Source organism: Gordonibacter pamelaeae 7-10-1-b (genome assembly GCF_000210055.1).
Lineage (GTDB): Bacteria > Actinomycetota > Coriobacteriia > Coriobacteriales > Eggerthellaceae > Gordonibacter > Gordonibacter pamelaeae.
In genome coordinates this window covers 662,418-674,782 of record NC_021021.1, presented here as the reverse complement: position 1 = coordinate 674,782, position 12,365 = coordinate 662,418, and the positions used below count along the sequence as shown (strand labels likewise).

General features: G+C 61.9%; 9 protein-coding genes and 1 CRISPR repeat array. Of the genes, 2 read left to right on the top strand and 7 right to left on the bottom strand.

Annotation, left to right across the window (positions count from 1 at the left end; genetic code table 11):
- Nucleotides 1–547: diaminopimelate dehydrogenase (locus tag GPA_RS03215; RefSeq protein ID WP_041238926.1), on the bottom strand; the 547-nt coding region annotated here is incomplete at its 3' end.
- A gap of 312 nt (nt 548–859) precedes the next feature.
- Between GPA_RS03215 and GPA_RS03210 the strand changes: the two genes are divergently transcribed.
- Nucleotides 860–1,318 carry a hypothetical protein gene (locus tag GPA_RS03210; protein WP_015538912.1) on the top strand — a complete coding sequence of 153 codons (459 nt, stop codon included), beginning with the start codon at nt 860–862 and terminating at the stop codon, nt 1,316–1,318.
- Between the two features lie 18 nt (nt 1,319–1,336).
- Here the strand turns inward: GPA_RS03210 and GPA_RS03205 are convergent, their stop codons facing one another.
- The 5 genes from GPA_RS03205 to cas9 all read right to left on the bottom strand — a co-directional run bounded on the left by GPA_RS03205 (nt 1,337) and on the right by cas9 (nt 9,782).
- Complete coding sequence (locus tag GPA_RS03205; RefSeq protein ID WP_015538911.1) at nt 1,337–2,323, bottom strand: helix-turn-helix transcriptional regulator; 987 nt, start codon at nt 2,321–2,323, stop codon at nt 1,337–1,339.
- Nucleotides 2,324–2,645: 322 nt separating this feature from the next.
- Nucleotides 2,646–3,734: a CRISPR direct-repeat array (repeat unit 36 nt; unit sequence GTTTGACTACCAGTCAGTTTGTCACTGCTCCAAAAC).
- 55 nt (nt 3,735–3,789) lie between these two features.
- Nucleotides 3,790–4,470 carry a type II-A CRISPR-associated protein Csn2 gene (csn2, locus tag GPA_RS03200; protein ID WP_015538910.1) on the bottom strand — a complete coding sequence of 227 codons (681 nt, stop codon included), beginning with the start codon at nt 4,468–4,470 and terminating at the stop codon, nt 3,790–3,792.
- Nucleotides 4,467–4,775 carry a CRISPR-associated endonuclease Cas2 gene (cas2, locus tag GPA_RS03195; protein ID WP_041238924.1) on the bottom strand — a complete coding sequence of 103 codons (309 nt, stop codon included), beginning with the start codon at nt 4,773–4,775 and terminating at the stop codon, nt 4,467–4,469. The genes csn2 and cas2 overlap by 4 nt, the downstream gene beginning before the upstream one ends.
- A gap of 23 nt (nt 4,776–4,798) precedes the next feature.
- Nucleotides 4,799–5,677: a type II CRISPR-associated endonuclease Cas1 gene (gene cas1 / locus GPA_RS03190; RefSeq protein ID WP_041238922.1), complete on the bottom strand. Its 879-nt coding sequence runs from the start codon at nt 5,675–5,677 to the stop codon at nt 4,799–4,801.
- On the bottom strand, nt 5,667–9,782 hold the full coding sequence (cas9, locus tag GPA_RS03185) for a type II CRISPR RNA-guided endonuclease Cas9 (RefSeq protein WP_015538908.1): 4,116 nt from the start codon (nt 9,780–9,782) through the stop codon (nt 5,667–5,669). Before cas9 ends, cas1 begins: the two co-directional genes overlap by 11 nt.
- Nucleotides 9,783–10,182: 400 nt before the next feature.
- Here cas9 and ettA point away from each other — a divergent pair, with 400 nt between their 5' ends.
- A complete protein-coding gene (gene ettA, locus GPA_RS03180; protein WP_041238920.1) occupies nt 10,183–11,862 on the top strand; it encodes an energy-dependent translational throttle protein EttA in 1,680 nt (559 codons plus the stop codon).
- Nucleotides 11,863–11,940: 78 nt separating this feature from the next.
- On the opposite strand, the gene GPA_RS03175 is transcribed toward ettA, so the two are convergent.
- On the bottom strand, nt 11,941–12,365 hold a 425-nt coding region (locus GPA_RS03175), incomplete at its 5' end, for a molybdopterin dinucleotide binding domain-containing protein (protein ID WP_041238918.1).

Sequence of the window (12,365 nt, the reverse complement as noted above, 5' to 3'; positions counted from 1 at the left end):
CCTCGAGCGCCGCGGGCACGGGAACGGTGTACTGGCGCGCGTCGGCCACGCCCTCGATGCGGCGGATGGCGTCGCTGTGGCCCTGGGACACGCCGCGGCCCCAGAACGTGTAGTCGTGCCCTTCGGGCAGGATGCTCGTGGCGTACAGGCGCGCGAGCGAGAACATGCCCGGATCCCAGCCGCCGGAAATCAGGGCCACCTTGCCGCCCGCCTTCGCCTCCACGTCCACGTCGGCGAAGTGGGCGGGGATGTTCGCATGCGTGTCGAACGAGTCCACCACGTTGAACAGGCTCGCGCAAGCGGGCGTCTGCTCGGGCAGGTCGCGCGCGCTGCCGCCGCACAGCACGAGCACGTCCACGTCGCCCGTGTGCGCCGCCAGGTCGTCGGCCGCGTACACGGGCACGCCGGCGGTCAGCGGCTGCACGCTCGCCGGGTCGCGCCGCGTGAACAGCGCCGCAAGCTCCAGGTCCTCGTTCTGCCGGCAGGCCAGCTCCACGCCACGCCCCAGGTTGCCGTATCCGTAAATGCCGATGCGCGTCTTCGCCATAGTTCCGCTCCTTGCCAAAGTGTCCGTACGTGTTGCAACGATCATCCACGAACTGTGCCCATCCCGTCAATGCGCGCAGGTCAACTCCAAGAAAGCCCCATCGCATCGAAACACGTTGGAAACCTTGGCGGCCGAGAATGCCGGCCGCCGCGCGAGAAAACCGCGGAGCTGTCCCATAGGAAGGACAGCCGCGTCGAACCGCGCGCGTATGATGGCAAGACAGGCGAAAACCGAGACTGAGGAGGCACCGTGGACGAACCGTCACGCCCCGCAAAGCAAGATGCGCAGGGGGATCTTCGCGAAGGACGCGCGATGGGCGCGCCGGTGGAGGCCGCGACGGCGTTCGCGAACCTGTACCAGCGCTGGTTCGACGATGCCCGCGGCCTTGCGGAGGCCAACCGCCGGCAGGCGCGACGCGCGGTCGGCGCCCGCGTGGCCGACGTGCTGACGCTCTGGGACGAGCACGCCCGCTCATGGCTTCCAGGCGCTCCGACCATCCTGCGGCTCGAGTCGGGCGACCTCGCCGCGTTCGTCATGAGGGAGCCGTGCATCGCCCTGCATTCCGGCCGCATCGCCACGGACGCCCCCGTGGCGGGCCTGCGTTGGGAGAGCTTCCGCCCCTGCTCGTACGTCATCGGGCGGACGGTGGCCGACCTCGTGCTCGTCACCGGCCGAGGCGGCCTGCTCGAGGACGTGGAGGTCGTGCTCGACGACGGTGGGCGGCTGTTCTTGGGCAACCGCGACGCATGGCCGCTCGCCCACGCGGTCTAGCCGCGGCCGCGCCGAGCGTCACTCCCCGTACGAGGCGACAATGCCCGCCAGGTAGTCGCGGTACTCGGCCGCGAGCGAAGCGGGCTTCTCGATGCGCAGGCGGTCGCCGAACTGGGCGAGCCAGCCGAACAGCACGGGACTCTTCATGACCACGGCGTACACGCGCGCCCGGCCCTCGCCCGCCGGAAGGGACTCGACGTCCTTGCCGAAGCGATCGATCACGGCGCCCATCACTGACTCGTCCACGAGCAGCGTCATCGGGACCGGCTCGCCCGCGTACATGCCGAATGCACGGCTCTCCAGCTCGCACGGGTCGAACGTGGCGATGCGCTCGTTCTTGGCGGCCGGCTCGTCCAGCACCTCGATGCGGTCCATGCGGTCCACACGGTAGTTCGCGAACCCGTCGTGCTTCTCGTTGAACACCACCAGATAGTAGTAGCCCTCGGAGTACACGAGCTGCACGGGGGTCTCCACGTAGCGCCTGCCGTCATGCTGCAGCTTCTTGCGCTTCTCGGCGTCGTACTTGAAGTAGGTGAAGGATATCTTGCGCTTGCCCGCCAAGGCCTCCTGGATACGGTCGACGCTGTAGAACACCGACTCGTTCTGCATCTTGATGCGGCCTTCCACGTGCACGCGCTTGTCGAGCAGCTTGCGCTGGCGCTTCGTGGCGAGCCGCTTCACGCCGGCCACGAGCGCGTCGCTTTTGCGCTGCGTGAGGAAGCGCGAGCTCTGCACGGCGTCCACCAGCAGCAACAGCTCATGGAAGGCGAAGTCGCGCCGCTCCAGCGCGTACTCCACCGGCGCGCGCTGATAGGTGCGCACGTCCAAGCCGAACTCGCGCAGCGCCTCGATATCGCGGTAGATGCCTTTGCGCTCGGCCGTGATGCCCTGTGCCTCCAGTCGCTCGAGGATCTGCGCCATCGTGAGGCCCTGCTCGGCGTCGGTCTCCTCCTCGAGCATCCGCATGAGATACAGCAGCTTGAGCTTCTGACGGTTGACGGCCATGGTTCCTCCTCGCAACAGGTTCGCTTGCAATCCCTACGTGCGAGTATAAACTATCTATCCCCATTATGGTACAGGCAATCGCCCTGAAAACCACCGACAATTGTTAACCGACGACGGAAGACGCATCCAACCTCACACCCTCCCACCCCTGTATCTTAAAGCGATGCCCTCCGGTTGGCCATCCTATTCGTTTATGTCCACCAGTCCGCCAGCCACCGCTCCAAAACGGCTACCGAAGGCTACGCGCCCAAGATTAGCCTGAATAACAGTCGGTTCGTCACCGCACTAAAACCAGCACATACGACGAGCGCATCAGCCGCTTGTTTGACCACCAGTCAGTTTGTCACTGCTCCAAAACGCGACTTGCGAGAGCCTAGCAGGGGCGGTGGTTTGACCACCAGTTAGTTTGTCACTGTTCCAAACCTGACGCGTCACATGGGAGCGGCCCGCGGGGTTTGACTACCAGTCAGTTTGTCACTGCTCCAAAACAAACGACCGTCCCTTGAGCGCCGCCAACAGTTTGACTACCAGTCAGTTTGTCACTGCTCCAAAACTACGCATACCGATAAAACTACTACCGTCCAGTTTGACTACCAGTCAGTTTGTCACTGCTCCAAAACACCTCATGGATACAAGCCTTGCCGCAACCCGTTTGACTACCAGTCAGTTTGTCACTGCTCCAAAACTCGGCCACCTCGTTGCGCGCGTGGCGCACGGTTTGACTACCAGTCAGTTTGTCACTGCTCCAAAACTTGACTTCGTGCTGCACGTCCTGTACGTGTGTTTGACTACCAGTCAGTTTGTCACTGCTCCAAAACTACACGACGCGAAGCCATATCACGCTACCGGTTTGACTACCAGTCAGTTTGTCACTGCTCCAAAACGATTTTGTATCTAGATTATCAATCTCTATAGTTTGACTACCAGTCAGTTTGTCACTGCTCCAAAACCGGCGTAACAGCTTGTTATCGTCAACCTTGTTTGACTACCAGTCAGTTTGTCACTGCTCCAAAACCCTAAACACGTCCACGGGCGCGGTGTACCGGTTTGACTACCAGTCAGTTTGTCACTGCTCCAAAACCAACTTGCTTTTCATTCCGTTCCTTCCTCCGTTTGACTACCAGTCAGTTTGTCACTGCTCCAAAACCCTGAATCAGTTTATCCGTGTCCATTTCAAGTTTGACTACCAGTCAGTTTGTCACTGCTCCAAAACTCAAGATTTTCTCTATCAGCGCTAAGGTTAGTTTGACTACCAGTCAGTTTGTCACTGCTCCAAAACCTATGAGAAAGCCGTTAGTCCACCGTGGAAGTTTGACTACCAGTCAGTTTGTCACTGCTCCAAAACCCTATGCGAGTGCTACGAACGCGATGCCAGGTTTGACTACCAGTCAGTTTGTCACTGCTCCAAAACCGTTGGGGCAAAATCCTCTCTGCAGGAGGATGGACAAGCCGACTGGCGGGCTTCTTCATGATTGAAGAAAGTCCTTATCAATGCACATTTTTCTCTCGAACTCAAAGTTCGCTCCATCAGGTACGTTCTCCAGCAGCAGAACGTTCAATTCTGAAAAAATCGCTTGCCGATAGAACTCTTGAACCTCTTCCGTCTCCAAAAAATTCTTCAGATTCACGAAAACCAACTGCTTTTTAAACGACGCGTCGGATGCAAACTTCAAGAACTTTATCAGGTTGTCAAAGAGCGTGTCGGAAGAATCGACATCAACGCTGAAATCAAAAGCTTTCAGATACTTCCGCATCTCCCATTGTATGTCAAAAGTATAGTCCGATTGAAGCCGCAACCCCAAAGCGGCAACCCGCTCGGATAGCGTTCGTCCCGCCGTCTCAATCTCCTGACGCACGTCATCCTCAGAGAGAAACATGCCCTCCACACGCTCAAGCACTTCGCCGATAAGTACCCGCTCTGACCAAGGAAGCGCGAAAGGATTGAACACAAAGAGAAATTGGTTTCGCGAACTCCGCCGCTCATCATCGTCCCAAAAGGCATACGGCTCCAACGCCTCGTCATCGAGCTCCGAGAACAACGATTGGCACACTCGCGAAAACAATGTGCGATTATGAATCTCGAGAACCGACACCGCATCACTTCCCAAGTCAAGCGCTTCAGGAAACCCCGACAGGATCAGCTTCATAGCACCACGAACTCCTCTAACGTGTCGAGCTCGCTGTAAGATTGCCGCGAGCCCGTTATGAACTCCATCCCCGCGAACTGCTTCTCGGTCACCTTGAGCGCCTGCACCAACCCCGCTGGCGGGCGGTGCTGTCGCAGGCGGATGACAGCCGCATTCGCTTGCGCGTCGTTCACCACCAGCTTGGCGTACACTGATTCCTGCAGCATCAGAAAACCCTCTTTGACGAGGTACTTTCGAAACAATCGGTACTCTTTTCGCTGCGCCGCCGTGTCAACCGGCAAGTCGAAGAACACGAACACCCTCATATAGCGGATCCTCTCCCGAGCGCTCATAGCTGCTCGAAGCCCTCGATCTCGGACGGTGCCAAGCTCTTGTTGAGCGCTGCGAGGCAATCCTGCACGAAAAGCGACACCACCGAATGCAGGCGGTACGAGCCTCCTTTGTACGACACCACGCGATTCCCCAGATCGCCGAGCAGGCGACGGACGTCCTGGTCGAAAAGCTCCTGAGCGTAGTCGAAGGCGAGGCGATCGACAACGGGCCGGAAGGGCTCCATCAAATCGCAGGAGAAGTTGAACTGGTTGTACTCGTTGCGGTGGCAGACGCCGCACTGCGTCAGGTACCCGCGCGAGACCACCTCCCGGTTCACCATGGAAAGCAGCACCGCGTACCCGTAGTTCAAAGCGGCGTTGAGCGGCGTGTTGTCGTCGCGCGAGAAATCGCGGCCGAACAGCGCGGCGAAGTACACCCGCGCCGCACGGGCCTCCCGATTCGTCGTGTCGCCCGATTTCACCTCGTCACGACACGCGTACAGGGACTTCGCGGCCTCGGGCAGGTCCTTCTCCTCAAGCAGCCGCGCCTGCTGGCGGATCTTCTCCTTGACCACCTGCTGCCACACGCGCTTCTTTATGGGCTCACCCCATGCCAGCTGTTCCGCGACGCGCTTGCTCGCGTTGTGGGCGCCGTACAGCGGCAGGTACTGGCCGATAGGGTTGCACTTCTCGTCGGCCACCACCAGCGATATCTTGCACTTGGCCAACTCCACCAACAAATAGGCGCTCAAATACACCTGGGTATTCTGCAAAATAATGGAGGATATCTCCGACAGATGGATCTTCTTCGTGTCATCGGTCTTCCGCACCACCAAGTATCCGCCCTGGTAGCCGCACCGGCACTGGCTCTCGATGAAGATGGTTCTAAAGGCCAAGGCGACACCGCCTCTCGAACATGCCGGTGACGGACGAGTCGACGAAGAGGATGCCATTTGTCGACAGTTCTTTAGAGAACGTGATTTTCATCTGCCCCGATGATCCTTTTCGGCCTATCGGCTTCAAGTCTATGCTGTTCCTATGCGCCGCCGCGATCGACGTCAACGACAGCAGAACTTCCCTCTTGCCCGAGGCTGTTGCCGCGATGAACCCCTCTTCCATTTCAGCCACCTTCATGAGGCGAGCCAAACGCGGTGCGCATGCAAGGTATTTGCGCTGCATCGATCTGAACAAGTCGAGCAATTCCCCTTCCTCGCATTCCTCGCCTTGTTCAATTCGGCAGATGAGCTTCGTCTCATCTTGTGAAAAAGCAAGCTGCCTGGCATTCCTCACCTCTTCTCTCCCCGTGACATACAACCGCGAATCGCCAACGATGATCTGCTGGTACTTGTACACCTTGCGCCGCCGGATACGCTCGAAAACCAAGCCCTCCGCCTCGGCGAGCTCGCGTGCGTAGTCTTCCAATGCATCCGGGTCGTTCGCCAAAGCCGATGCAACCCGCACCGGCACCGGCGCGAACTCCAACACCCGCTGCTTTTTCTTGGGCTTCACGGCTTCATACACGAAGAAGTAGGCGAACTGCTCGCGCGAGTAGCTGCCGTACTTGCGCGGGTCAAGACCTCTCTTCAAAGGAAGGCTCAGCGTCTTGCCCGCCGCCCTCGGCGAGTAGATGGTCGCGTCCCAAAACGCTCCATGCGTCTCTTCGGGCATGCGTGAGATGAAACAATCCTTATAGTCGAAACAACGCCTAATACGGTCGATCTCTGCCCCGGCGTCCCACGCATCGCGGAACACCTCGCCCGTCTTCACATCGAATCCCGGCGTCATGAAGCTCGACACAATGAAACCGTCCGAGCCCGGCAGCTCTCGCGTTCGGCGATAGTCCTCCGCCTGCTTCTTGATGAACTGCTTTACCACCGCGGCCATCTTCACCGGCTCGCTGTACACGGCGCTGTGTCGGTACTGCACGAACCTCCCCACCTGGCACGCCAGATAGGCGTCGTGCGCATGATGGAAGTCGTTGATCTCGCGGCTCTTCGCCAGCGCGCATCCAACACGCAGCTGATGCGACACGCCCGCCTTCACCGGCTGCACCTCGCTCTCGGGGTAGCGCGCCTGCAGAAGCTGCTGCACTTGCTTCACCATCTGGCCCGTTTCCACCAGCTGGCGGCTCACGAACTTCTTCATCTGTTCGTCGCTCACGCTCGTGCGTGTGAGGTTGTTGAACTTCTTCTCGCCGATGAGCTCCGCATCCCGCAGCGTGCGCCAAAAGCCGCGCATGCGCGCGATGAGCCGCTCGTCCAGAAGCAGCGTGTCGCCCTTGCGCTGGTTGGTGTCAGGACGCACCAGCACCTTGTTCTCGAAACTGTCGTCTTTGACGTACGACTGCGGCAGGATATGGTCTACCTGGTACGTCTGCAGCTTGTTGATGTCGAGCGCATCGCCCGAGTACATGCACTTGCCGCATTGCATGAAGTAGAGCGTCAGCCGCTCGTCATCGAGCGCGCGCGGATCCCGCTCCTTGAGCTCGGCATACACGTCGGCGCACTGCGCCTTGATGCTGGAAAGCGCCGCTTCCAGGGCCCGGTAGCGGCTCGTGGTGCGTCTTCCCTTGTTGCGGGCGCCCTCGTCGCGCGTCACCTCCACATAGATGTGCGCGGGGGGCTTGCCGGCGATCCCGGCGATCTCGTCTACGACTCGCAGCGCCTGGTTGATGCCGCGACGCAAAGCGGGAGAGCCCGTCACCTCGTCGACCGACATGCCGCCTACCGCAAGCGCGCGCTCGCGGTTGTGCTCGTCGATCTTCGCTTGAAACTCCAGCAGATCGTCGTGCAGTATCTCCATAAGGTTCATGGCCGCCCCCATGCGCCGCGCATGGTTCGGGTCTCCTTCCAAAAGGATGTCCATAATGGTTTTCGGCCCGTTGTCAGTAGCGCTGCGCAGCCCGCGTAGAAGCTCGCCCGACAGTCGGCCCCAACCGGTGTAGCGCTTCTGGCAGAGCTTGCGGACCTGCGCGTCGCCCAGGCGGTCGCCGTACGCCAGCTTGATCTTGCGCTTCAGGATCGAGCGATCCTCGAACACGGTGTTCCACAGGATGATGTCCTCGGCCATGGCCTCGTCGGCATCGGAAAGCTCGTCAACTCCGAGGATCTTGCAGAAGTCGTAGTGCGAGGAGAGCTGCGATTCGAACGCGTCCTCGCCCTGCCCGCCCGATACGTGGTACGCCCCGCCGGCCGACTTGCCGCTCTCGGGCCCGTGCGTCCGCGCGAGCCACTTCTCCGCCGCCTCGTAGGTCACGCGCTTGCGCTTCTTGAACAGGTCTTCCACGATACCTAGGCGATCGGCCGCGTCGAAGCGGTAGCTCTTGTCGCCGTCCTGCGTCCAGCGGGCTCCGGCGAGCTCGTTCAGCACGCAGAACAGCTCGTAGTCGAGCGAGCAGCGCGCCAGCACCGGCTCGCCTTTCAGGTAAGTGCACGTGCCCGTCATGCGACGGATAAAGTCCTCGGCGCTTTGGTCCTTGTCGATGACGTCTTCCCAGTTCCAGGGGTAGACGCGCGCGTCTTCCATCCCCGGCTTGCGCGACGACCACGCGAAACGAGCCTCGCCCTTGCCATCGCGCGCGGCGTTCTTCTGCGTCAGCGGCCCCACGTAATACGGAATGCGGAAGCTCACGAGCGATTTCAGCTTGTCCTTCTCCTGCGCGAGGAAGGGGTAAAACGCCGCCTGCCGCTCGATGATGGCGTCCATCTCCTCGAGGTGCAGCTGGTAGGGGATCGTTCCATTGTCGCTCGTCTTGAGCCGCCGCAAAAACGCGCCCGCCTCGATCGCGCGCTCGATGTCCGCATAGCGCTCGTCGGCCTGGGCTCCGATGTCCTTGAGCAGCTTCTGCACCTCTTTGAGGAAATCCTCGTGCGAGAGCTTGCTCGCGCCCAGGTTGTACTTGGTGTAGCCCTGCGCCTTGCCGGGATCGTAGTCGCGGGTGCCCTCGTAGAACGGCCCGCAGAAGAACTCGTCGTAGCGCTCGGGCCCGTAGGCGCGAACCAGGCTTTTGAGCGTTTCGAGATCGCGCTTGTAGCGTTCGTACTCCCCCACCTTGCACACCGAGAGAAGCTCGCCTTGCGCCTCGCTCAAAATACCCATGAGCACGTAGGACGAATGCACCGCGCGCATCGCGTCGAACAAGTCGCGTCCCTCGTCGGGGCAGACGTAGGCCTCCACCTTCTCATCGTTTGAGAGCGCGAACTTGCTGCCCTCGGACTCGGCGAAGAACACGTGCCCGAACTCGGCCGCATACCCCACCACAGCCGACGAGACCGCCTTGGCCAGCTTCTTGTGCGCCTTCTCCACGCCGAGCGCCGCCTCCGCCCGCTCCCGCTTCTCGCCCGGGCGCAGCGACGCGTCGCCCAGCGCCTCCGCCAGGGCGGCCTCGTCGCATGCGCACTCGACGTCATGGGCCCCGCACCATTCGTCGAGCGCGAGGCACAGCGCCTCCACCGCATCTCCCACGTTGGCGTTCCGCGCGCTCAGCGAGGGGTTGTCCTGGTGCAGGAAGTTGCCGCGATGCTTCACGATGTTGTGGAGCGCCAGGTACACGAGCCGGATGTCGGCGGGCTCGTCGGACTTCAGCAAGTGCGCGCGCAAGTGGTAGATGGTGGGGAACTGCCGATAGTAGTCCTTCTCGGTGAAGTTGCTTCCATTGAACAGCGGCCAGCGGTAGTCGGCATGCGCCGGATCGCGGTTCTCGGGATGCAGGCGCGCCTGGTTGAGGCGGATGAAGAACTCGGGGTCCACCTTGGCCACTTCGTCCGCGAAGAACCTTTGCAGCAAGTCGATCCGCTGGCGCCGGCGATCGTAGCGGCGTCGCTGTCCGCGATGCACCCGGGCCTCGGCGGCGGTCTCCGCCGTCGGGAACACGCGGCTCCCCCAAGTGGGCTTGCCTTTGAAGCGGCAGAGATCGCCGTTGTCGTCGAGCACCGCCCAGCCAACCGACCCCGTGCCGATGTCCAGCCCCACCTGATACGATTCGACGTTGCGCAGATTCATAGGTTCCCCTTTCCGGATGTACCTGCTAGAATGGGCAACATCTTGATACCAGTCAAGATGTCACTGCAAGTCAAAATAAAGGCTCAGCCTTACCTGCCCTTCGGGGCGCCGCGGAGGCGGCATTTTGACTTATTACGGGGCCCTTCGGGGCCCTGTTTTTTCTTCTACAATCAACCTTCTCCCAGCAGAACAAATCACGTGCGAAAGCGCATCTTCTCTTGATGCCTTGCCCCTGTTAATTATACGCCGTAAGGTAAGCAACCACGATCAGCACTTAACCTATCCCCTCTTCGCACCCGGGTACCGCAAATGCCGCAGAAACCGTGATAAGCTCGCACATCAGCCCCGCTCGTGCGACAATAGCGCGTGCACGAACGAACCCCGACCCAGAAAGCTCGACATGCCAGAATTCATTTACCAGATGCATCAGGCCCGCAAGGCGCACGGCGACAAGGTCATCCTCGACGACGTGACGCTGTCGTTCTACCCCGGCGCGAAGATCGGCGTCGTGGGGCCGAACGGCATGGGCAAGTCCACCCTGCTCAAGATCATGGCCGGCCTCGAGGAGGTCACGAACGGCGAGGCGCGCCTCACGCCGGGCTATTCCGTGGGCATCCTGCTCCAAGAACCGCCCCTCGACGAGGATAAGACGGTCCTCGAGAACATCAAGCAGGCCTTCGGCGACATCTTCGCGAAGGTGGAGCGCTTCAACGCCATCGGCATGGAGATGGCCGAGCCCGACGCCGACTTCGACGCGCTCATGGAGGAGATGGGCCAGCTCCAGACCGAGATCGACGCCGCGAACGGCTGGGACCTTGACAGCCAGCTCTCCCAGGCCATGGACGCGCTGCAGTGCCCCGACCCCGACGAGAGGGTCGACCACCTCTCCGGCGGCGAGCGGCGCCGCGTGGCGCTCTGCCGCCTGCTGCTCGAGGCGCCCGACCTGCTGCTGCTCGACGAGCCCACGAACCACCTGGACGCAGAATCGGTGCTCTGGCTCGAGCAGTTCCTGCGGAACTACCCCGGCGCGGTGCTGGCCGTCACGCACGACCGCTACTTCCTCGACCACGTGGCCGAGTGGATCTGCGAGGTGGACCGCGGCAGCCTCTTCCCCTACAAGGGCAACTACTCCACCTACCTGGAAACGAAGGCCGCCCGCATCGAGGCGCAGGGCCAGAGCCAGGAGAAGCTGGCAAAGAAGCTGAAGAAGGAGCTCGAGTGGGTGCGCTCGAGCCCCAAGGCCCGCCAGGCCAAGAGCAAGGCGCGCCTGGCCGCCTACGAGCAGATGGCCGCCGAGGCGCGCGCGAACAAGAAGCTCGACTACAACGAGATCCAGATCCCCGTGCCGCCCCGCCTGGGCGCGAAGGTCATCGAGGCGAGCCACCTGCACAAGGCCTTCGGCGACCGCGTGCTCATCGACGACCTGTCGTTCGACCTGCCCCCGAACGGCATCGTGGGCGTCATCGGCCCGAACGGCGTGGGCAAGTCCACCCTGTTCAAGATGATCATGGGGCTTGAGCCGGTCGACGGCGGCACGCTCGACATCGGCGAGTCCGTGGTGATCAGCTACGTAGACCAGAACCGCGAGGGCATCGACCCGAACACGAAGCTGTGGGAGGTCGTCTCCGGCGGCAACGACTTCATGATCGTGGGCGACACGGAGATCCCCAGCCGCGCCTACGTGGCCAGCTTCGGCTTCAAAGGCTCCGACCAGCAGAAGCCGGCCGGCGTGCTCTCCGGCGGCGAGCGCAACCGCCTGAACTTGGCGCTCACGCTCAAGCAGGGCGGCAACCTGCTTTTGCTCGACGAGCCCACGAACGACCTGGACACCGAGACGCTGGCCAGCCTGGAGGAGGCGCTGCTGGCGTTCCCTGGCTGCGCCGTGGTGACCTCGCACGACCGCTGGTTCCTCGACCGCGTGGCCACGCACATCCTGGCATGGGAGGGCACCGACGAGAACCCCGGCAACTGGACGTGGTTCGAGGGCAACTTCGAGGCCTACCAGGAGAACCGCTTGGAGCGCCTGGGACCCGAGGCCTCCAAGCCCCACCGCCTGCACCGCAAGCTCACGCGCGACTAGGCGAAAGCGAGCAAGGGGCGGTCCAAACCTGCCCCATCTCCCCGCAACGCGAGCGGCGGCCCTTCGGCCGCCGCTTTTCTATGCCTTCTCCACCCGCACCGCGCAGACCTTGTACTCGGGGGCCTTCGACACGGGGTCGAGGGCGGCGATGGTGAGCCAGTTGCTGTTTCCGTCCTGGAAGTGGAAGGGCATCCACGTCTGGCCGGGGTTAGTCTTGTCCGACACATGGGCCGTGGTCTCGAGGGAGCCGCGGCGCGACGTCACGCGCACCCGGTCGCCGTCGGCGATGCCGAGGGCGGCGGCGTCGGCATCGTTCAGCTCGATGAACGAGCTGCCGGACAGCGCGCCCAGGCCCTCGGTGCGCCCGGTCATCGCGCATGCGTTGTACTGGGCGAGCACGCGGCCCGTCATCATGGCCAGCGGGTATTCCTCGTCGGGAAGCTCCGCCGAGGGACGGTAGTCCGGCGTGGAGAACGCACCCACCCCCTGCGCGAACTCGCGCC